Origin of the sequence: Anaerobacillus alkalilacustris (genome assembly GCF_001866005.1) — a bacterium.
GTDB lineage: Bacteria > Bacillota > Bacilli > Bacillales > Anaerobacillaceae > Anaerobacillus > Anaerobacillus alkalilacustris.
In genome coordinates this window covers 1-22,351 of the sequence record NZ_MLQR01000033.1, presented here as the reverse complement: position 1 = coordinate 22,351, position 22,351 = coordinate 1, and the positions used below count along the sequence as shown (strand labels likewise).

Annotated in this window: 16 protein-coding genes; 15 read left to right on the top strand and 1 reads right to left on the bottom strand. The window is 34.6% G+C overall.

Translation table 11 applies throughout. The annotated features are described in order from the left end of the window. Positions 1-199: 199 nt before the first annotated feature. The 12 genes from fsa (at position 200) to BKP37_RS14310 (ending at position 16,172) form a co-directional block, all read left to right on the top strand. Positions 200-865, top strand: coding sequence for a fructose-6-phosphate aldolase (gene fsa, locus BKP37_RS14365; protein WP_071310315.1), 666 nt, complete (start codon positions 200-202; stop codon positions 863-865). A 395-nt stretch (positions 866-1,260) separates the two neighbouring features. Beyond that, positions 1,261-2,448, top strand: coding sequence for a hypothetical protein (locus BKP37_RS14360; RefSeq protein ID WP_139193141.1), 1,188 nt, complete (start codon positions 1,261-1,263; stop codon positions 2,446-2,448). 289 nt (positions 2,449-2,737) lie between these two features. Continuing rightward, a complete protein-coding gene (locus tag BKP37_RS14355) occupies positions 2,738-4,399 on the top strand; it encodes a glycoside hydrolase family 13 protein (RefSeq protein ID WP_071310313.1) in 1,662 nt (553 codons plus the stop codon). 208 nt (positions 4,400-4,607) lie between these two features. Continuing rightward, complete coding sequence (locus tag BKP37_RS14350; protein ID WP_071310312.1) at positions 4,608-6,248, top strand: PTS transporter subunit IIBC; 1,641 nt, start codon at positions 4,608-4,610, stop codon at positions 6,246-6,248. 5 nt (positions 6,249-6,253) lie between these two features. Continuing rightward, positions 6,254-7,045, top strand: a complete 792-nt coding sequence (locus BKP37_RS14345) for an endonuclease/exonuclease/phosphatase family protein (protein ID WP_071310311.1) — start codon at positions 6,254-6,256, stop codon at positions 7,043-7,045. Positions 7,046-7,241: 196 nt separating this feature from the next. Next, positions 7,242-8,276, top strand: coding sequence for a LacI family DNA-binding transcriptional regulator (locus BKP37_RS14340; RefSeq protein ID WP_071310310.1), 1,035 nt, complete (start codon positions 7,242-7,244; stop codon positions 8,274-8,276). A gap of 367 nt (positions 8,277-8,643) precedes the next feature. Next, entirely contained in the window at positions 8,644-9,687 is a 1,044-nt protein-coding gene (locus tag BKP37_RS14335; RefSeq protein WP_071310309.1) for a LacI family DNA-binding transcriptional regulator, read from the top strand. A 111-nt stretch (positions 9,688-9,798) separates the two neighbouring features. Continuing rightward, entirely contained in the window at positions 9,799-11,046 is a 1,248-nt protein-coding gene (locus BKP37_RS14330; protein ID WP_071310308.1) for an ABC transporter substrate-binding protein, read from the top strand. A gap of 187 nt (positions 11,047-11,233) precedes the next feature. Continuing rightward, positions 11,234-12,103, top strand: coding sequence for a carbohydrate ABC transporter permease (locus tag BKP37_RS14325; RefSeq protein WP_071310307.1), 870 nt, complete (start codon positions 11,234-11,236; stop codon positions 12,101-12,103). After that, a complete protein-coding gene (locus BKP37_RS14320; protein ID WP_071310306.1) occupies positions 12,103-12,924 on the top strand; it encodes a carbohydrate ABC transporter permease in 822 nt (273 codons plus the stop codon). The genes BKP37_RS14325 and BKP37_RS14320 overlap by 1 nt, the downstream gene beginning before the upstream one ends. A 17-nt stretch (positions 12,925-12,941) precedes the next feature. Beyond that, complete coding sequence (locus BKP37_RS14315) at positions 12,942-15,131, top strand: alpha-galactosidase (protein ID WP_071310305.1); 2,190 nt, start codon at positions 12,942-12,944, stop codon at positions 15,129-15,131. A gap of 141 nt (positions 15,132-15,272) precedes the next feature. Further along, the gene (locus tag BKP37_RS14310; protein WP_071310304.1) at positions 15,273-16,172 is read left to right on the top strand and encodes a patatin-like phospholipase family protein; all 900 of its coding nucleotides are present in this window, start codon (positions 15,273-15,275) and stop codon (positions 16,170-16,172) included. A 960-nt stretch (positions 16,173-17,132) separates the two neighbouring features. Here BKP37_RS14310 and BKP37_RS14305 read toward each other — a convergent pair. Next, positions 17,133-18,302, bottom strand: a complete 1,170-nt coding sequence (locus BKP37_RS14305; RefSeq protein ID WP_071310303.1) for an ROK family transcriptional regulator — start codon at positions 18,300-18,302, stop codon at positions 17,133-17,135. A 381-nt stretch (positions 18,303-18,683) separates the two neighbouring features. On the opposite strand from BKP37_RS14305, the gene xylA reads away from it, so the two are divergent. From xylA to tnpA, 3 genes are all read left to right on the top strand, one after another. After that, on the top strand, positions 18,684-20,015 hold the full coding sequence (xylA, locus tag BKP37_RS14300) for a xylose isomerase (protein ID WP_071310302.1): 1,332 nt from the start codon (positions 18,684-18,686) through the stop codon (positions 20,013-20,015). A 94-nt stretch (positions 20,016-20,109) separates the two neighbouring features. Then, positions 20,110-21,612 (top strand): xylulokinase, encoded by a 1,503-nt coding sequence (xylB, locus tag BKP37_RS14295; protein ID WP_071310301.1) that lies wholly within the window; start codon positions 20,110-20,112, stop codon positions 21,610-21,612. A gap of 196 nt (positions 21,613-21,808) precedes the next feature. After that, entirely contained in the window at positions 21,809-22,240 is a 432-nt protein-coding gene (gene tnpA, locus BKP37_RS14290; RefSeq protein ID WP_071310300.1) for an IS200/IS605 family transposase, read from the top strand. Positions 22,241-22,351: the final 111 nt, after the last annotated feature.

Below are 22,351 nucleotides of genomic sequence, written 5' to 3'. Positions count from 1 at the left end.
AGTGTAATAAATTTTGGAAATTATCCTTATTGACAACGTCTTTATTTTTATATTATTGTAAATTTAACCCATTTCTAATTTTTCAAAATCTATTATGATACCAATCTGTTGGAAGCGCTTAAAATTATGTAGATGTGTACTTTTCTGGGTTGACGTTTTATCAAAGTGTGAAATAAAAGAAGATATGGAGGATAATTTCATGAAATTTTTTATCGATACTGCAAACCTTGAAGACATAATCAAAGCTAACAAAATCGGTGTATTATCAGGGGTAACAACGAACCCTTCACTTGTTGCGAAAGAAGGGGTTAAGTTTGAAGACCGTATTGAAGAAATTTGTCAATCGGTTCCTGAAGTTGAATCTGTATCTGCAGAAGTATCTCCAGATGCTGTGACTGCTGAAGAAATGATTGCAGAAGCAGAGGAACTTTTGAAAATAAACGGCGGAGATGAAAAAATTACGATTAAACTTCCTATGACGATTGAGGGATTAGCAGCATGTCGATATCTCTCAAAAAAAGGTGTAAAGACAAATGTTACACTTATCTTTACTGTAAACCAAGCGCTTTTAGCTGCGCGTGCAGGTGCTACATATGTTTCGCCGTTTTTAGGAAGACTTGATGACATATCTGAAGATGGTGTACAATTAGTAACTAAAATAGCTGAACTATTCCGTGTTCATCAACTAGATTCCCAAATTATTGCTGCTTCTGTACGACACCCAGACCATGTCACTCGCGTTGCTATGGCTGGAGCTCATATTGCGACAATTCCATATGCTGTTATTGAGCAATTATCGAAACATCCGTTAACAGATCAAGGAATTGAGAAATTTGCAGCAGACTGGGAAAAAACGAAAAACTAAAAATAGAATAAAGAATTTCATAATTTATTATTCTAACCAATAAGATGCTATACCTAGTTACGCTAAATCGTTCATAACTAGTCATATTTTTTTGTGGCTCAGTTTTGTATTTATGAAATTCACTTTATACGAAAATAATACAGGATTTAATCATAATCGAGTACACTCAATTGACACAGTTATTGTAAAGCTGTGTCAATTTTCTTGTGTCTTACGATTTCTTGATTTAAAAAAGGAAGTGACAAGGTGGAATGCGAAGTTACATAATTTTAATTATGTGCTTATTATTTTTAATACAGTACTTTCTAAGGTTTGCTTGGTTGGATTATATTGTGGCTGGCTTAGCTATAAGTGCCTTTTTATTTAGTGTAATAAGAGTAAGAGGTTTTCTCCGGGTGATCAGTTTATTTATGATGACATTAGGAATTTTTCTTGAATTTAATAAGGGGGCGGGGATACAGGGAGTGAGCCAAGGAATATTATTAATTTTACCTCTAGTATGCCTGGTCACGTTATCACCACTTATCTCTATCCCACTAAAACTAGAAGGCTATTTCGAAGCGGTTAATTCACTTTTACGAAATTTGCTTCATCATCCGAAAAGAATGTTTGCTGGCATAACAACTTCTTTGTTTATATTAAGTCCTATCTTAAGCTTAGGTTCCGTAAGACTAGTTAATGAATTTTTGGCAGACCTAAAAATCCCTTCAGCAATGTCGGCCAAGAGCTATTTAATTGGATTTTCTACTGCAATCATGTGGTCACCATACTTTGCTTCTGTTTCATTAGTTCTATATTATTTAGAAATGCCAGTAGGTAAATATATATTGTATGGTTTGGGGCTATCGTTTCTCTCTTTATTGGTAGGAAATTTATTGTTTGCAGTTTGGGAGCGGCAGCATCCTCTTAATCAAAATGCATTGCCAGAAATTGATCTTGAAAGTAACCAAAGAAACAAACTTATTAAGTTAGCTTTGTTTGTGTTAATCTTAATTTCTACTTCTTTGACAATAGAATATGTAACGAAATGGTCAATGATTGTTATAGTAAGTTTAATTTCATTAATCATTCCGTTGATTTGGGGATTATTTAATAATGGGTGGGCTCGTCTTTGTCCCCATTGGCAAACATATAAAGAAGTATCTATTCCAATGATGAATAATGAGATTATGTTATTTACGAGCGCAGGACTTTTAGGTCATGCGATCCAAGGAACAAGTTTTGCAAATGATGTGAGTTATTTATTAACAAACATTGCTGGCACATCACTATTATTATTTTCAATAGCTGTAATGGCAATTATCTTGATTTTTACTTATGTGGGATTACATCAAATTGCTGTTATTACAGCTTTAGCAATGCAATTAAATCCCGAAGAAATTGGAATCAGCACTTTAGCGCTAGCGATGCTACTTATTCTTTCTTGGGCTACTTCTACAGTGTTAAGTCCTTTTTCAGGATTAAACTTAATGGTTAGTAGATTTGTAGGGAAGTCAGGATTTGAAGTAGGATTTCATGCGAACGGTTTACATTTATCAGTTGTTTCTGTGATTGGTATATTTATAATCATGATCATACGTTAGCTAGACTAGGAAATGAAAGCGGACTAGTTACAGTGACTACAAATTCGATCACTTCAGTCGAGAACTTGATATAGTTTTCTATAGTCTATTTTTATAAATACACGTTGATTTACGTTTAATTTATAAAACAATACGTTAATTAAATTGTAAATTTAATGAAAAAAAACCAGTGCAAACGGTTGCTCTTTTCTGAGTGGTGTGGTATTTTATACTTGAAAAGAAATAGTCCCATTATTTTGATTGTAAGAACTAAAGTTAGTAAATAGAAAAAATAACTGGAGGAAGAAGCATGAAAAAAACATGGTGGAAAGAAGCGATTGCATATCAAATTTACCCACGAAGTTTTATGGATTCTAATGGAGATGGAATCGGTGATATTCAAGGTGTAATTTCGAAACTTGATTATATAAAAGAACTAGGAATTGATGTTATATGGATTTGTCCTATTTATAGTTCGCCTAACGATGATAACGGTTACGATATTAGTGACTATAAAGGAATTATGGCTGATTTTGGAACAATGGCTGATTTCGATGAGCTTCTCGCTGAAGTACATAATCGAGATATGAAGTTGATTATGGACCTTGTTATTAATCATACATCAGATGAACACCCTTGGTTTATTGAGTCGCGTTCTTCAAAGGAAAACTCATATAGAGATTACTATATTTGGCACCCTGGTGAAAAAGATAATGAACCAAATAACTGGGAATCAATATTTGGCGGCTCTGCTTGGGAATATGACGAGAATACTGAAGAATATTTCATGCATGTATTTTCAAGAAAACAACCAGATCTAAATTGGGAAAATCCAACCGTTCGAAAAGACTTATATGAAATGATAAATTGGTGGTTAGATAAAGGGATTGATGGTTTCCGTGTTGATGCCATTTCTCACATTAAAAAAGTTGCTGGATTTCCAGATCTGCCCAACCCAAAGAAACTAAAGTATGTTCCATCATTAGACGGTCATATGAATCAAGAAGGGATTGAGGTTTTTCTAAAAGAGTTAAAGAAAGAAACTTTTGATAAATATGATATTATGACTGTCGGAGAAGCAAATGGAGTCAAAGCAGAACATGCAGAGGAATGGGTTAGTGAGGATAGAGGATATTTTAATATGGTTTTCCAATTTGAACATTTAGACTTATGGGGGAAAGGTACGGATACAGGTATAGACCTAGCTGGTCTAAAAGAAACCCTAACTAAATGGCAAAAGGAACTTGATGGTAAAGGGTGGAATGCTTTATTCTTGGAAAATCATGATCAACCTCGTTCGGTTTCTACTTGGGGAAATAGTGATAAATACCGAGAGAAATCAGCAAAAGCACTGGCAACGATGTACTTTCTTATGCAAGGGACCCCGTTCATTTATCAAGGACAAGAAATCGGAATGACAAATGTAAAATTTTCTTCAATTGAAGATTACAATGATGTAGCTATTAAAAATCTCTATAAGAATGAGAGAGAAGCTGGTAAATCACACCAAGAAATCATGGAAGTTATTTGGAAAAATGGTCGTGATAATTCTAGAACACCAATGCAATGGAACGATAAAGAAAATGCTGGTTTTACAGAAGGTAAGCCTTGGTTAAAAATAAATCCTAATTATACTAAAATTAATGTTGAACAAGCGATAAAAGATAGTTATTCAATTTATCATTATTATAAAAACCTTATAAAACTAAGAAAACAGGAAGAAGCTTTGATTTATGGAAGTTATGATTTGATTTTAGAAGAACATGAACAAGTCTATGCTTATACTAGAACCCTAGAAAATGAACAATTTTTAATTATCACTAATTTATTTGGTGAAGAAACAAGTATTACCTTACCTACAGATTTAAATAAGAAATCAAAAGAATTATATATTAGCAATTATAAGGTACAAGTTGTATCCGATAAGATGTTATTAAAACCATATGAAGCTAGAGTATACAAATTAATATAGTTATATTTCCTACTTGGAAGCTGTCTAGCTCTAGCGCCCACGAGTTCGGTCACTTCAATTTATCACTCCTTTTTGGAAGCGATATAACAGCTGATGTAAATAAATTCCAGTGACATTTGACATTCCGTGAACTATGGAGCTAATGTTTTTCTTGTTACCTAGTGCAAACGCTTGCTCAAACTAAACAAAAATAAAGGGAGATGAAAAAATGAAAATCACATCGTTTGATTTTTGGCAAAAATTTGGTAAAGCACTAATAGTGGTGGTGGCTGTTATGCCGGCCGCTGGGATTATGATTTCTCTTGGTAAAATGATTGCTATGTTTGAAGTTGATTTAGGTCTCGTTCAAACCAGTGCTGCGGTAATTGAAGGGATTGGTTGGGCAATTATTAGTAACATGCATATTCTATTCGCTGTAGCGATTGGTGGATCTTGGGCAAAAGAGCGAGCTGGTGGAGCTTTTGCTGCACTAGTAGCTTTTATCGTCATCAACCGTGTTACTGGTACCATTTTTGGTGTTAATAATAGTATGTTAAGAGACTCTGAAGCCACTGCTACTTCGCTCTTTGGTAGTGAACTTATTGTACAAGATTTCTTCACGGATGTATTAGGGGCGCCAGCCTTAAATATGGGGGTATTTATTGGAATAATTTCCGGATTCTTGGGAGCAACTCTATTTAATAAATACTATAAATATGATAAACTACCACAAGCTTTAGCGTTCTTTAACGGTAAACGTTTTGTTCCATTCGTCGTAATCTTATGGTCGATTGTAACCGCTATAGTATTGTCAATTATTTGGCCAGTCATTCAAGGGAACTTAAATGCATTTGGACGTTGGGTAGCAACGTCTAGAGAAACAGCTCCGTTTTTTGCACCATTCATTTTTGGTGCGGTAGAACGATTATTACTTCCGTTTGGTTTACATCATATGTTAACAATTCCGATGAACTTTACACCACTTGGAGGTACTTATACGATATTATCTGGAGCTAATGCTGGGCAGACAGTTGCAGGTCAAGACCCTTTATGGTTCGCCTGGATTTCTGATTTGAATAATCTACGTTCAGTAGGAGATTTGGCGGGGTATAATCAACTTTTAAATGAAGTAACTCCTGCGCGTTTTAAAGTAGGACAAATGATTCTATCTACTGCAGCTTTAATTGGTGTTGCATTTGCGATGTACCGCAATGTTGATCCTGACAAACGCACAAAATATAAATCAATGTTCTTTTCAGCAGGTTTAGCAGTATTTTTAACTGGTGTTACAGAACCAATTGAATTTATGTTTATGTTTGTTGCGCCAGTTCTTTATGTTGTGTATGCAATTATGACTGGATTTGCTTTCGCTATTGTCGATCTTATTGATATTCGTCTTCACTCTATGGGGATGATTGAATTACTAACAAGAACACCGATGATTATGAAAGCAGGGTTATGGTTAGATTTCGTGTTCTTTTTTGCGGCTTGTATCGCCTTTTTCGGATTAAATTTCTTAGTTGCTAATTTTATGATTAAGAAATTTAAATACGCGACACCTGGTCGTTTAGGTAATTATATTGATGATGGAAATGATCAAAGTAGTCATACTGCTTCAAATGAAAATGATCATTCTTTAGCTAATTCAATAATTGCTTTATTAGGGGGACGAGATAATATTGTTGACGTTGATGCGTGTATGACTCGTCTACGTGTAACTGTAAAGGATACAGCTGAAGTGGCTTCAGAACAAGAGTGGAAAAAGAATGGAGCTTTAGGATTAATCGTTAAAGATAAGGGAGTTCAAGCTATTTATGGACCGAAAGCAGATGTTCTAAAATCAGATATTCAAGACCGAATAGGGGCTTAAATGAAATGAAATTATTAACATTAAATTGCCATGCGTGGCAAGAGGAAGATCAGTTAGAAAAAATTAAGACTTTAGCAAAAACCATAAAAGAAAATTCCTATGATGTGATCGCATTACAAGAAGTTAGTCAGTCAGTCGACGAAGAGCAATTAGATCGCAATGTCAAAAAAGATAATTACATGATCATATTACTAGATGAATTAAAAAAGCTTGGTGTAGAGGAATATAATTATTTTTGGGACTTTTCTCATTTCGCATATGAAGTATATGAAGAAGGACTAGCGATTTTAACTAAACACAAAATTGAGAAGGAATATTCATTCTTTGTGTCCCAGTCGGGAAATATCAAATATCATAAAACAAGAAAAATTGTTGGGGCGAAGATTACCTACAATAATGAACCGATTTCTTTTTATTCATGTCATCTTGGATGGTGGGGCGATGAAGAAGAGCCGCTAAAAAAACAGTTAGATTTATTATGTTCACATGTAATAAAATCAGAAAAAATTTTCCTGATGGGTGATTTTAATAGCGATGCCGCTGTTAAAGATGAAGGTTATGACTATATGTTGGCTAATGGATACTACGACACTTTTGACTTAGCTAAAGAAAAAGATAGCGGGAAAACGGTGATCGGAAAAATTGCTGGTTGGGATAAGAACAAACATGACTTAAGAATTGACTATATTTTTTCAAATTTTCAATGTAATGTTGAAAAATCAAATGTCATTTTTAATAATATAAATAAGCCGATTATATCTGATCATTATGGAGTAGAAGTCAAGATGTGCTTGTGAGTTTGTAACGGTTAAGAAATGGAAAATATATTTTAAAAAACAACACCCCTCGTTTTATGAGTGGTGTTGTTTTGGTTTTGAGAGAAGAGTTGTTTACAACCTTAGTTTTTACTATCATAATATATGTAATATGTCATGTTAATTATTAATCTGTTTGTGAGTAAATTCGCTAAAATTAAGAAAGGTGGTGACGAAATTGGCTACGATAAAAGATATTGCAAAAGAAGCGAATGTATCCATTTCAACTGTTTCTAGAGTTTTGAATAATGATGAAACTTTAACAGTAATGGAAGAAACAAGAAAAAGGATTTTAGCTATCGCCAAAAAGCTTAACTATACTCCTAAAAGAAAGTATCAAAATCCACCACGATCTGAAAGCATTAACATTGGCGTTGTCATGTGGGCAACTCAAGAAGATGAATATAACGATCCGTACTTTTTATCAATTCGGCAAGGAATAGAAAAACAGTGTGCGGAAAAGAGAATTGAATTATCAAAAATCATACGTGTTCGAAACAGTTCCAAAGACTATCTTGTTGATAAATTAGATGGAATAATTGTAGTTGGTAATATAGATGTAGAAGAGTTAAAGAAAGTATATAATCAGAATACCAATATTGTTTTTGTAAATAATGATCCAGACCCTACGACATACGATTCTGTTACAATCGATCTCAAAAAGTGCTCAGAAAAGATCTTGAACTACTTGTTTCAACTTGGTCATAAAAAGATCGGCTTCATAGGTGGAGTTGAATACAAGCAAAAGTTTAACGATGAAAAAATGCTTGATAAGAGAGAAAGTAGTGAAGAAATCAGAAGAAAAACGTATGAAGAAATAATGAAAGAGAAAGGGTTACTTGATGTAAAAAATATTTACATAGATAATTGGACAACCGCAAGTGGTTATCAAACAATGAAAAGCGCAATTGAAAAGGGAGATATACCTACAGCTTTTTTTGTTGCTAGTGATCCAATGGCTATTGGTGCGATAAGAGCGCTGCATGAGTCAAAAATAAAAGTACCAGAAGATGTAGCGATTGTCAGTATCGATGATATAGATATAGCAGGTTTTGTTAGTCCCCCACTGACGACAGTGAAAATTTATAGTGAACAAATGGGACGGACAGCAGTTAACTTACTTCAGGAAAGAATAGAAGGTAGAACTATTCCTCTTAAAGTTGTTGTTCCTACAAAGTTAATTGTAAGAGATTCGTGTGGCGGTAACCAATAACAGGTGTATAAGTATTATCATGGACGAATTAAGAATAAGCAAAATCTACAAAAAAACAGGCTATTATTATAGCTTGTTTTTTTGTATTTTTACTAATGTCGGCTAAATCAAACTTTTTATAAACAAAAATATCGGTAAAAATTTTACTTGTATTTTTGTTTGTGTATATTTGTACCTTTTCCTTTAAATGTTTTGATACGTAGTGTTTTTCTAGTGTTATTGGCGTTTTCAAAAACTTTATCTATTAGTAAAAAAAAGTGTTGAAATAGAATTCTTATTCTGTTATCTTATAATTATCACGTGGGAACAAGTAAAATACAAGGTAAAACTTTACTTGTTTTGTTATCGAAAGATTGGGTGGAAAAAATTGGCTACGATTAAGGATATAGCGAAGGAAGCGAATGTCTCCATTTCAACAGTTTCCAGAGTTTTAAACAGTGATGAAACATTGACGGTAATGGAAAAAACGAGGGATAGAATATTAAGTGTTGCTAATAAGCTTAATTATTCTTCTAAAAGAAGGCCGCATACTCCAAATAATGACATTAATGAAAACGTGAACATTGGAGTTGTTATGTGGTGTAGTCAAGAAGAGGAGTACGAGGACTCTTACTTTCTATCTATCCGTCAAGGGATAGAAAAACAATGTATGGAATTGGAATTGGAAATAGTAAAAACAATTCGTGTAAGAGGGGGAAGCTCTAATGAATATTCATTAGAAGAGTTAGAGGGGTTAATCGTTGTAGGTGATGTAGATATAGTTGAGTTAGAGAAAATTTACAAACATAATCAAAATGTTGTTTTTGTAAATAGTAATCCGAATTCAGAAAACTATGACTCTATTATATGTGATCTTGAAGAGTGTTCGAGTAAAGTGATGGAGTACTTATTCAAGTTAGGACATAAAAAAATAGGTTTTATAGGTGGGATTGAATACAAGCAAAGATTTAAGGATGATTTCGAACTAACAAAGGTTGTAAGTAATGAAGAAATTAGAAGGAAGACCTATGAAACTATGATGAAAAAGGAAGGGGTTTTCAATTCAAAAGATTTATATGTAGGAGATTGGTCAACCTTGAATGGCTATCAATTCATGAAAAAAGCAATAGTAAAAGGAGACATGCCTACAGCATTTTTTGTTGCCAGTGACCCAATGGCCATCGGTGCGATACGAGCGTTACATGAAGCGAATATTCATGTTCCAAAAGATGTTGCAATTGTCAGTATTGATGATATTGAAATGGCTGAATTCGTCAGTCCACCTCTTACAACGTTCAAAATTTACAGTGAACAAATGGGGCGGACAGCGGTGAACTTGCTATTAGAACGAATAAAAGGGAGAGAAGTACCACTAAAAGTCGAAGTGCCTACAAAGCTGATCATAAGGGAATCGTGTGGTGGAAAGACTTAACAAGGAAATTAATACTGAAAGGTGGTGGTGTAACTTAATTCAAACGGCGTGAAGTAATCATATTTTATTTTTTTAAAATGAAAGCGATTAACAAAAAGGGGGAAATACCTAATGAAAAAATTATTTACGTCAATTATGTCTTTATCGATTGTGGCAGCTCTTTTAGTCGGATGTGGTGCTGGAGATACAGAAACTGGAAGTGAGAAAAGCGCTGATGGAACAGTGAATTTAGAATTCTTTCAATTTAAACAAGAAGCTGTAGGGACATTTGATACATTAATTAAGAAATTCGAAGAAGAAAATCCGAATATTAAAATAACACAAAATAATGTTCCTGAGTCGGATACAGTATTAATGTCTCGTTTAACTCAAAATGATCTTCCAGAAATTATGAGTATTAATGGGAACGTAACTTATGGAGAGTTAGCTAGGGCAGGAGTACTGTATGATTTTACTGGAAATGAAAATGTAGATAGAATCATTCCTTCTTATTTTGAAATGATCGGTAGAATTACTGGCTCTGATCAAATTCATGGATTACCACATTCTGCAAATGCAAACACAGTTTTATACAATAAAACAAAATTTGAGGAGCTTGGTTTAGAAATCCCGACTACATGGGATGAATTGATGGAAATTGCTGAAAAAATCGAAGCGGCTGGAGAAACTCCATTCTTTTCAACATATGGTGAAGCTTGGACAGTACTTCCACCATGGAATGCTTTAGCATCAAACCTTCATGGAGACGATTTCTTTGATAAACTAGCTGCTGGTGAGACTACATTTTCAGAACGTTATCGCGAAGTTTCGGAAAAAATGTTAATGCTATTAGACTATACAGATAACGATGTTTTTGGTTCAAACTATGGTTTAGGAAATGCCGCTTTTGCTAATGGTGAATCAGTTATGTACATGCAAGGAATTTGGGCAATTGGTCAAATTAAAGATGCTAACCCTGATATTGAGGTTGGTGCATTTGCTCTACCAGCAACCAATGATCCAGATGCAAATCGTTTAGTTTCAGGTGTAGATATCTTATTAACAATGTCTGCAGATGCAAAACACCCTGAAGAAGCAAAGAAGTTTATTGATTTCCTTTTAAAAGAAGAAAATATGCAATTCTATATTGATCAACAAAAGCTATTTTCAGCTGTAGAAGGTGTTATTCAAGAAGATCCGACAGTAATTGATTTACGTCCTAACTTTGAAGAAGGTAGAATAACTAGCTTCGCTGACCACTACTACTTCCCAGGTATGGGATTTGATAACTTAATTCAGGAGTTATTAATTAAGAAAGATGTCGATAGCTTCTTACAAACCTTAGATAACGAATACGACAAAGTAAAAGCACGTCAATAATTTAAATGTAGAGGGGGAAGAACATTCCCCCTTATTAATAAAATGTTTTACTTCTACTTTAAGAATTCCTAACTTGTACATGAAAGAATGAACATGAACGTTATGGCCTTAAAGTAGAAGTGAAACTAAAGTCAATAAGAATGAAAGTTTATTAAGAATTTTTTAAAACTAAAGGAGAGGCTACAGTATGAATAATAAAAAATCCTCAATGGTTTATTTACTCATGGTTTTACCAGCATTAATTCTCTTTTTTGCCTTTCATACTTTCCCTGTTTTACAAGGTGTATTTTACAGTTTTACAAACTGGAGAGGATATGGCGACTGGGATTTTATTGGACTTAGAAACTATATTCATGTATTTAAAGATGGGAGAGCGTTGGATGCTTATTTCTTTACAATTAAGTTTGCCATTGTTTCAACCATCTTAGTTAATATTTTTAGTCTTTTAATTGCATTAGGGTTAAATGCAAAAATTAAGTTTAAAAGTACGTTACGTGCAGTATACTTCATGCCCAATATTTTAAGTATCTTAATTGTCGGATTTATCTTTAATTACATTTTGTCAATTTTTGTACCAACGATTGCACAAAATTTAGGAATTACTTTCTTAGCAACAAGTATATTAGGTAACCCAGATTTAGCTTGGGTTGGGGTAGTTATTGTAGCCGTATGGCAAGCAGTAGCCTTTAATACAATTTTATACTTAGCTGGACTTAGTACGATTTCAGATGATTTATATGAAGCTTCTAATTTAGATGGCGCAAACAAATGGCAGGAATTTTGGAAAATTACGTTCCCGTTAATCGCACCATTTTTTACAATAAACATGGTTTTAGCGATGAAAAACTTTTTAATGGTATTTGATCACATTATGGGTCTTACTGGTGGTGGACCAGGGAGAGCAACAGAATCAATTTCAATTTTAATTTATCGTAGTGGATTTACAGGTGGAGAATTTGCTTATCAGTCAGCAAATGCAGTTATTTACTTTATCGTAATCGTAGGATTTTCAGTATTTCAAATTCGTCAATTACAGAAAAGGGAGGTTGAGATGTAATGAATCGCAATGGAATCAATTGGAAAGTTACAACTCTCTTAATCCTAGGCACCATTTTAATTCTTTTTCCGATATATATTACAGTCGTAAATGCATTTAAAACACCACAAGAAACAGCTCAATCAATCTTAGCATTGCCTAGTCAGTTAAATTTTACAAATTTTACAACTGCAATTGAAATGACCAATTTCTTCAATGCCTTTAAAAATAGTTTCTATATTACATTTTTCGCCGTTGTTTTTACACTTCTTACAAATTCAATGGTTGCTTATGCCATTGCGAGAAATCAACATAAAAAAACGTTCAAGTTTTTGTATTACTACTTTGTTAGTGCGTTGTTCGTACCGTTTCCAATCATCATGTTACCGATTGTAAAACAAATGAGTGCCATAAATTTAACGAATCCAACAGGTTTAATTTTTCTTTATATCGTATATGGGTTGGCATTTAACGTGTTCTTATATGTCGGATACATTAAAGCTATCCCGAAAGAACTCGAGGAAGCAGCCATAGTAGATGGATGTAGTAGATGGGGAGTATTTTGGAGAATTATTTTCCCGCTACTCGCACCAATGAATGCAACAGTTGGAATTTTTACAGCATTATGGGCTTGGAATGATTTCCTATTACCATTAGTTATTTTAAGTGATAGAAGTCACCACACATTACCGCTAGTTCAATACGTATTCCAATCACAGTTTGGTACAAATTACAACCTTGCGTTCGCGTCTTATTTATTAGCGTTATTACCGATGATTATCGTTTATCTATTTGCACAAAAATGGATCATTAGTGGAGTGACAAAAGGAGCAATTAAATAATAAAAGTGGAGGATATTATGGCTATAAATTTCGATACACAAACAAAAACATTTCATTTAACAGCAAAAAATACTAGTTATATTATGAAAGTATTAGGCGAAGGTTATTTAGTTCATCAATATTGGGGTAAAAAAATTAAAGAATATAACCATGCAAATAAAGTTAGATTTTTAGATCGTGGTTTCTCAGCAAATCCTGCACCAGCTACTGACAGAACATTTTCTCTAGATACCCTTCCACAAGAGTATCCAGGTTACGGAAATACTGATTTTCGTTCACCTGCTTATCAAATTCAATTGAAAAATGGTAGCACAGTAACAGATCTTCGTTACGTATCACACAATATCATAAAAGGAAAACCGAAATTAGAGGGCCTACCAGCAACTTATGTTGCTAGTGATGATGAGGCTGACACGTTAGAAATTGTTCTAGAAGATCAATTAATTGGCTTAAAAGTTGTCTTAGCCTATACTACTTTTCATAATTATGATGTTATCACACGCTCTGTACGTCTTGAAAATGGTGGCGATCAAGATTTAAAGCTTTTAAAAGTTTCTAGTATGAATGTCGATTTTCAAGACTCCGAGTATGATTTAATAACTCTCTACGGAGCTCATGTAAGAGAAAGACATATTGAAAGAACAAGACTTCGAAATGGGGTTCAATCGATTGAAAGCCGTCGAGGAACGAGTAGTCACCAACAAAATCCGTTTATGGCATTAGTTCGAAAAGAAACAAATGAAGATTATGGTGATGCATATGGATTTAACTTTGTATACAGCGGAAATTTCCTAGCATCTGTAGAAGTAGATCAAATCTTTACTTCTCGTGTAACTGTAGGAATTAACCCATTTGATTTTTCATGGCTTCTAGAGCCAGGTCAATCGTTCCAAGCACCAGAAGTTGTCATGGTATATTCTTCAAATGGATTAGGGGATATGTCTAGAACCTTCCATAAGCTATACCGTGAGTGTTTATGTCGTGGTGAATTTAAAGAAAAAGAACGTCCAATCTTAATTAATAATTGGGAAGCAACTTATTTTGATTTTAATGAAGAAAAAATTAAAGACATTGCTAAAAAAGGTAAGGACCTTGGAATGGAACTATTTGTTTTAGATGATGGATGGTTCGGTAAACGTGACGATGATCATACGTCACTAGGGGATTGGTTTGTCGATAAAAACAAGCTTCCAAATGGATTAGAATCACTTGCATCAGATATTACAAAGACAAATATGGAGTTTGGTCTATGGTTTGAACCAGAAATGGTTTCTGAAAAAAGTGAACTGTTCAAAAAACACCCTGATTGGTGCATCCATGTACCAAACCGAAAACTTTCAGAAGGAAGAAATCAGTTAATCTTAGACTTCTCAAGAAAAGAAGTTTGTGATGAAATTGTTGCGATGATGACAGAAATTCTTTCAAATGCGCCAATCACATATGTGAAGTGGGATATGAATCGCCATATGACTGAGGCAGGATCAGCAGCTTTACCACCAGAAAGACAAAGAGAAGTAGCTCACCGTTTTATGCTTGGTGTGTATCAAGTAATGGAAGAGCTAATAACGAAATTCCCACATATATTATTTGAAAGTTGTTCAGGTGGTGGTGGTCGTTTTGATCCAGGAATGTTGTATTATATGCCGCAAACATGGACGAGTGATAATACCGATGCCATTTCTCGTTTGAAAATTCAATACGGAACAAGTTTGGTGTACCCGATCAGTTCAATGGCTTCCCATGTATCTGCTGTTCCTAACCATCAAGTGCAACGTATTACATCGTTGGATATCCGAGGGCATGTAGCGATGTCAGGAAACTTAGGATATGAACTTGATCTAACAAAGCTTACAGAAGAAGAACAAGAAATCGTGAAAGATCAAGTGAATCTCTATAAAGAAATTCGTCCGGTTATCCAATATGGTGATTTTTATCGAATTACTAGTCCGTTTGAAGGGAACGAAACAGCTTGGACATTTGTTTCCGACGATAAAAACAAAGCTGTATTTGCACATTTCAAAGTATTAGACGAAGCAAACATGCCGTTTATAACGGTGAAGCTTAAAGGGTTAGATCCAAACAAAAAATATACAGTCGTTGAACTTGGAGAGTCATACTTTGGTGATGAATTAATGAATGTAGGTATAAACATTCCTTATAGACAAGGTGATTTCCAAAGCGTCATGTGGAGATTGTATGCTGAATAACAGTTAATTATAGAGCCAACATTGTAGATTAGCAATGTTGGCTCTATTTCGGTATATTTTTACCATACTACCTAACTGTCAGGTATAGTACATCCTCTTTACTTAATAAAATGTAAAATAAAGTAGAAGGGAGATGGCCTCATGAAAGTTGACGGTGTCTTTGAAGGTGGTGGGATTAAAGGTCTAGCTCATATAGGTGCAATTTCTGTATTTGAAGAAGCGGGTTACAAATGGGAACGGCTTGCAGGAACTTCAGCTGGCTCAATCGTAGCAGCTTTACTAGCAGTGGGGTATAGTTCTTCAGAAATAAAAGACTTAATGATCGATTTTCCATTCGAAGAGATTGAACAAAAAACATGGCTTAGTAAAATCCCACTAGTTGGTCCAATGATAAGTTTAACATTCAAAAATGGGATATATAAGTTAACGGTTTTGGAAAAATGGATGGAACAAGTGTTAAAAAAGAAAGGAAAAACAACATTTGGTGATTTGCCTGAAGGTAAGCTGAAAATTGTCATTGCGGATATTTCTAGGAACAGAATGACGATCTTACCTGACGATCTCCCGTTTTATGGAATAGATCCAGACACTTTTCCGATTTCCAAAGCTGTAAAGATGAGTAGTTCAATCCCGTTCTTTTTTGTACCAGATCAAATAAAAGGTTATACGATTGTTGATGGTGGGCTTCTTAGCAATTATCCAATTTGGATTTTTGATGTAGAAGGAATACCACGTTGGCCAACGATTGGTTATCGATTGTCTGGGCCTAAATTATTGAATGAAAAGACCAAAATTAGAGGACCGGTGACAAAAGCTTTAGCAATCATCCGTACGATGCTTGAGGCTCATGATAAACAGTATATTGAGAAGGATGGTGCGGTTAGAACCGTTTTTATTTCAAAAATTGAAGTTGGTGCAACAGATTTTCGAATTTCAAAAAAACAAAAACTTCACTTAGTAGAATTGGGAAGGAAGTCGGCGCAGGAGTTTTTGAAAGAATGGGACTTTCAACAGTATATTAAGGATTATCGTAGTAAGTAAAGACGCTGTTTTGGTTGTATTACGTAGAAAAAGAGAAACGCGCATAAGAGAGGTGTTATCGCGCATAAAGAGAAAGAAAACCGGCAAAAGCGAATGGCAACCAGTGTTTCCGATGAACAAACCGAAAATTTTATCTTTTATGACTAATGTAATGGACGAAAACATAGATATGCAACTTATTCAACAAACGAAGAGCTTTAGTGTAATAGGCGATGTTGCTTAATATTAACTCTATCGGACTAGAGAGCCGTTATTTGTGAACAAAGGGGTATTTTAAAATGGGTAACGGACACCAGGTTCGTTATCTACTAAATTTAGCACCAAACATAGCAGATTTTCATGAAATAACGTACCTCATGTCCGATAGCTCCAAAAATTTGCTCAAATCGGTAAAATAAGGTCTACTGAGTCCGTTAGAAAAGCAATAACTATGAAACTCTATAAATGTCCAAAGGATGGCAAATGCCATCCTTTTCTTACAGTATCAGAATTTATAAATTTCTAACTTGGAAACTGTCTAGCGCAAGCAGCCTACGAGCTCGGTCACTTCAGTAAAGCTACTGACTTCAATAACTACATGAATAACGTCTCTGAATAGCTTCATGCAGCTTTGCTCCTGCGGTTACTCGTCGCACGAAAAACAATTGCTCTTGAGCAAACGGAGTGGCACAGGAGCAAAGCCCGTGATCAAGGCGCCTTACGCTTTTCTTATATATTGATCAAATTGTTTTGTACTTAAGGGTATAGACCCCCACCTCTAAGCGTAGCGTAGGTGGGAACTTCCATAGGTGGAGTTGAGACTCCATCAGAATTTCCGATGTTCTAGCGAAGCTAGAACGAGTTCTCTAAAATTTTGAGTGTAAAATTAGAGTCAAAACAAGTTTTGCACCTGTAAACTGAACTCCGTTATGTTTAGCAATCGCACTGTTTATAATTAGTTTTTTGTTTTCTCAGGTTCAACTAATCCTTATATCTAGCTAAATCTGACTTTAAAAAATTTTCAGTAGCATATGCTGAAACACCTAGAGCTGCTGAATAAATTGTTAAATTTGAAAAAGTGATTTTTAAATTTTCTTGATGTTGTTTTAAGGTGTTATTTTTAATTACTTTTTTCATTGGTTCGTCTAACAAATCTTTAGCCATTGCTAGGCGATTTCCAATAATGATTTGTTCTGGATTAAACGTGTTAATGATATTGTTGATTCCCACTCCTAAATAATAACCAACTTGTTTAAATAGGCTAGCTATTTCTTTATTCGATCTTGCAAGTTCAATAAGTGCTTCTAAGTTGAATGGCTGTTCATCTTTAAGAATATGGTTAGCTTCTTCAAGTAGAGCCTTTTCAGATGCATAGAGCTCCCAGCAACCATTGCTTCCGCAACTACATTCTCTCCCATCTGTTTGAATAATCATATGTCCCATTTCTCCTGAGAAACCATTCGTACCTTTGTATAGCTTATTATTAAAAATCATACCTACTCCAATCCCGATTCCTGCACTAACATAAATTAGGTTTTCATAATTTCGACCTGCACCAAAGAATTTTTCACCGTATGCCCCTGCATTTGCCTCATTCTCAATAATAACAGGTAACTGAAACTCTTGTTGAATTTCCTCTAGAAGGTTACCGTACTCCCAATCTAAGTTAGGTGTCAGCAAAATTCTCCCTTGATTATTAATAATACCAGGTATTCCGATCCCGATTCCTACTACACCATAGTGACTATCTGGGGTGTTTAAGAATAAATTTCTAATAATATTTTTGATAGCTAATACTGTATTCGAATAAGTAGTTTTTTGAAAATGCGTAGTTGTTTTGTCAATAATAGTACCGTTCAAATCTGTGATAATCCCCAAGATATAATTGACACCTAAATCGATGCCAATAGAATATCCGGAAGTTTGGTTAAATGAAACCATCACAGGTCGACGCCCGCCACTTGATTCCCCTGGGCCAGTCTCATAACATAAATGTTCGTGTAATAATTCGCTGACTAATGAAGAGACCGTACCTTTGGTTAATCCTAATCGTTGGGATAGGTCGGCTCGTGACAATGGTCCTTGATCCTTTATCGTATTTAAAATAAGTGATTTATTGTTAACTTTAACTAATTGTTGATTCCAAGACATTTTTTAATTCTCCCCACATCATCCATTTAGTAAAAAATGATCATATAAACTATATAACTAGTTATATCATAAATAGATAAAAAAACAAAACTTAGTTTATTCGATAGACAAACTAAGTTGAATGTAATAAAATGTGATTATCGAGAAGTATTTAATATATGAAAGAGAGGTGAAGGGGGACAGTTTAATAGTAGACTTACTCATAAGACAAATAGAAGTCTATGTGAGAATTATTTCGATTAGTTAGTTCGATTGATGAAATAACTTGAATATCCGTGGTTTTTTGCTATGAATGCATTGATAAAGTCAAAAGAGTTTGTCGTGATTAACAGTTATTATAAAGATGAATGTAATAGAAATAAATAATTGGAGGTATATAAAATGAGTTATTTTGAAAACGTAAACAAAGTAAAATTCGAAGGGCCTAATTCAACTAACCCTTTTGCATTTAAATATTATAATCCAGAAGAAATGATCAATGGTAAGAGAATGGAAGATTTCATGCGATTTGCAGTTTCGTACTGGCACACTTTAACTGGAGAAGGTACAGATCCATTTGGTCAAGGAACAATGGTACGCTCATACAACCATTTATCCGGTATAGATTTAGCGAAAGCTCGTGTCGAAGCTTCATTTGAGTTTTTTGAAAAGTTAGACATTCCCTATTTCTGCTTCCATGACTTTGATGTTGCTCCTGAGTCTGATTCATTAAGTGAAACATTCAAAAATTTAGATATTATTGTTCCGATGATTAAAGATTACATGAAAACTAGCAAAACGAAATTATTATGGAATACTGCAAATATGTTCTCTCACCCACGATGGCTGCACGGTGCAGCAACAGCTCCAAACGCAGATGTATTTGCTTATGCTGCAGCGAAAGTAAAGAAAGGTTTAGAAGTAGGTAAAGAACTAGGTGCAGAAAACTACGTGTTCTGGGGTGGTCGTGAAGGTTATGAAACGTTATTAAACACAAACATGAAGCTTGAGTTAGATAATCTTGCACGTTTCTTCCATATGGCAAAAGACTATGCAAAAGAAATTGGATTTGATGCACAATTCTTAATTGAACCTAAACCAAAAGAGCCAACAAAACACCAATACGACTTTGATGTTGCTACAGGTTTAGCATTCCTACAACAATATGGTTTAAAAGATACTTTCAAATTTAATATTGAAGCAAACCATGCAACACTTGCTGGCCATACGTTTGAGCACGAATTACATGTTGCACGTATTAACGGTATGTTAGGTTCAGTTGACGCAAACCAAGGTGACACGCTGCTTGGTTGGGATACAGATGAATTCCCGACAGATCTTTACTCTACTACATTAGCGATGTATGAAATTATTAAAAATGATGGGCTTGGAACTGGTGGATTAAACTTTGATGCGAAAGTACGAAGAGGTTCATTTGATCCAGAAGATTTATTCCACGCTCATATTGCTGGAATGGATGCGCTTGCTATTGGTACGAAAGTTGCGCAACGTTTACTTGAAGATAATGTTTTAGAAGACTTTGTTGCTGATCGCTATAGCTCTTTCACTGAAGGAATTGGTCTTGAGATCGTTGAAGGTAGAGCTAATTTCCATAAGTTAGAAAAATATGCATTAAGCCTTGGGGAAATTAAGAATAAGTCTGGAAGACAAGAGTATTTAAAAGCAATTTTAAACAAATATATTCTTGAAGCATATGCAACAGTTAACGCTTAATTAGTAATTGAAAAATTAATGTTTTAAAATATGCTGGATGATAAGTGTTTTCCAGCATATTTTTTAGATGAAAATGCATAAAGGGTGATCGTTGATGAAGTATGTTATTGGTGTTGACCTAGGTACTAGTAGCGTAAAAGTATTATTAATGAATCAAGAAGGAAAGGTTTGTCATGAGGTTTCAAAGTCTTATCCATTAATTCAAGAAAGATCTGGCTATAGTGAACAAGATCCTAACGAGTGGGTAGAAAAAACAACCATAGCCTTAAGGGAGTTAGTCGATCATTTTGAAGGAAATATAGCGGATATTGAAGGAATTAGTTTTTCTGGTCAAATGCACGGTCTAGTTTTATTGGATGAAAATCATAAAGTGTTACGAAATGCAATTTTATGGAATGATACAAGAACGACTGAACAGTGCCAGCAAATTTATGAAATTGTTGGTGAAGAGCGACTATTACATGTAACAAAAAATCCAGCGTTAGAAGGCTTTACTTTGCCAAAGCTTTTATGGATCAAACAGTATGAACCTGAAATTTTTGAAAAATCTGCTGTATTTATGTTACCGAAAGATTATTTACGTTACAAAATGACTAATGAAATTCATAGTGAGTTCTCTGATGCAGCTGGTACACTTCTTTTAAATGTAGCAGAGAAACAATGGAGTAAAGAAATATGTGAATTACTAGGAATTAATGAAAGATTATGCCCACCTCTCGTTGAATCCCATAATTTTGTTGGAGAAATTACTGAAAGCTTTGCTCTTGAAACAGGATTAGCGACTACAACAAAAGTATTTGCTGGTGGAGCCGACAATGCTTGCGGTGCAATTGGGTCTTCTATTTTATCAGAAGGGAAAACCCTTTGTAGTATCGGAACTTCAGGTGTCGTTCTTTCTTATGAAGAAACAAAAGATCGTGATTTTGCTGGCAAAGTCCATTACTTTAACCATGGGCAAGAAAATGCATTTTACACGATGGGAGTAACGTTAGCGGCAGGTTATAGTTTAAGTTGGTTTAAAGATACATTTGCCCCAAATGAAGCGTTTGATTCTCTTTTAGAGGGACTTGGTGAAGTGTCAATCGGGGCAAATGGGCTTCTTTTCACACCATATTTAGTGGGAGAGAGAACACCATACGCTGATGCAACGATTCGCGCAAGCTTTATTGGGATGGACGCATCTCATAAACGCATTGATTTTGCAAGAGCAGTAATTGAAGGAATTACGTTTTCATTAAATGAATCGATCGAAATTTTTAGAGAGAGTGGCAAGACAATCGATACAATCATTTCTATCGGTGGTGGTGCAAAGAATGAGACTTGGCTACAAATACAAGCAGATGTTTTTAATGCCAAAATTGTGAAGCTATCTAGCGAGCAAGGCCCAGCAGTAGGTGCTTCAATGTTAGCGGCTTACGGAGCTGGTTGGTTCGGTTCATTACAAGAATGTGCTAGTAACTTTACGGCAGAAGAAAAAGTTTATGAGCCGATTTTAGAAAACGTTGAAAGGTATCAAGAACTTTATAAATGGTATAAAGAGGTTTATAAACAAACAAAAGAAATAAATGAGGGCTTAAAGAGCTTCCGTAAAAGTTAATTTGCTTTTACAAATGAAAATATTGTTAGTAAGGATGAAACTAGTATGTGCGTGTTAATCAAACTGATTTGTATTTAAGGGGCATAGCCACCTACCTTTAATTTCCAAATGCGTGGTCTAACTCCACCGTCTTTAGACGGTATACGCTTTTAGCCTTACACTTCGATGTCCATACTTAAGTTGTGAGGTGAAAAGTATGGACGGCTATAAAAAGAATAGTCATGCAGTTTATGATATCAAATATCATGTAATCTGGGTAACAAAATACAGATATAAAGTATTATATGGTCCGATTGCCATAAGAACACGAGAGCTAATCAGGCAAGGATGCGAAGCGAGAGGCATCACCATTTTACAAGGAAGTGTTGGAAAAGATCACATCCACTTATTGTTATCATGTCCACCAAGTCTTGCCCCAAGTAAAATTATGCAGTACCTAAAAGGAAGATCCTCTAGGCTACTCCAGGATCAATTTCCTGAACTGAAAAAGAAATATTGGGGACAACATTTATGGGCAAGAGGTTATTTTTGTGCCACAGTAGGAAATGTGGATGAAGAAACAATTAGAAATTATATTGCAAACCAGTTTAATGAAGAAAAGAACGACATATTTAGGATTGAAGAATGAGTTTAGTCAAATTTTAGTTTGCTTAAGCATGTTGGACTTTGAGAGGACTTCAGTCTTAAGAAACGACTTTAGTCGTCGACATTTTATGTCCAAATCCACCTGCTTTAGCGG

Coding starts and splice junctions, on each gene's coding strand:
- BKP37_RS14330 (WP_071310308.1), top strand. CDS start 9,799: ATGAAAAAATTATTTACGTCAATTATGTCTTTATCGATTGTGGCAGCT.
- xylB (WP_071310301.1), top strand. CDS start 20,110: ATGAAGTATGTTATTGGTGTTGACCTAGGTACTAGTAGCGTAAAAGTA.
- fsa (WP_071310315.1), top strand. CDS start 200: ATGAAATTTTTTATCGATACTGCAAACCTTGAAGACATAATCAAAGCT.
- xylA (WP_071310302.1), top strand. CDS start 18,684: ATGAGTTATTTTGAAAACGTAAACAAAGTAAAATTCGAAGGGCCTAAT.
- BKP37_RS14310 (WP_071310304.1), top strand. CDS start 15,273: ATGAAAGTTGACGGTGTCTTTGAAGGTGGTGGGATTAAAGGTCTAGCT.
- BKP37_RS14355 (WP_071310313.1), top strand. CDS start 2,738: ATGAAAAAAACATGGTGGAAAGAAGCGATTGCATATCAAATTTACCCA.
- tnpA (WP_071310300.1), top strand. CDS start 21,809: ATGGACGGCTATAAAAAGAATAGTCATGCAGTTTATGATATCAAATAT.
- BKP37_RS14325 (WP_071310307.1), top strand. CDS start 11,234: ATGAATAATAAAAAATCCTCAATGGTTTATTTACTCATGGTTTTACCA.
- BKP37_RS14320 (WP_071310306.1), top strand. CDS start 12,103: ATGAATCGCAATGGAATCAATTGGAAAGTTACAACTCTCTTAATCCTA.
- BKP37_RS14315 (WP_071310305.1), top strand. CDS start 12,942: ATGGCTATAAATTTCGATACACAAACAAAAACATTTCATTTAACAGCA.
- BKP37_RS14345 (WP_071310311.1), top strand. CDS start 6,254: ATGAAATTATTAACATTAAATTGCCATGCGTGGCAAGAGGAAGATCAG.
- BKP37_RS14305 (WP_071310303.1), bottom strand. CDS start 18,302: ATGTCTTGGAATCAACAATTAGTTAAAGTTAACAATAAATCACTTATT.
- BKP37_RS14350 (WP_071310312.1), top strand. CDS start 4,608: ATGAAAATCACATCGTTTGATTTTTGGCAAAAATTTGGTAAAGCACTA.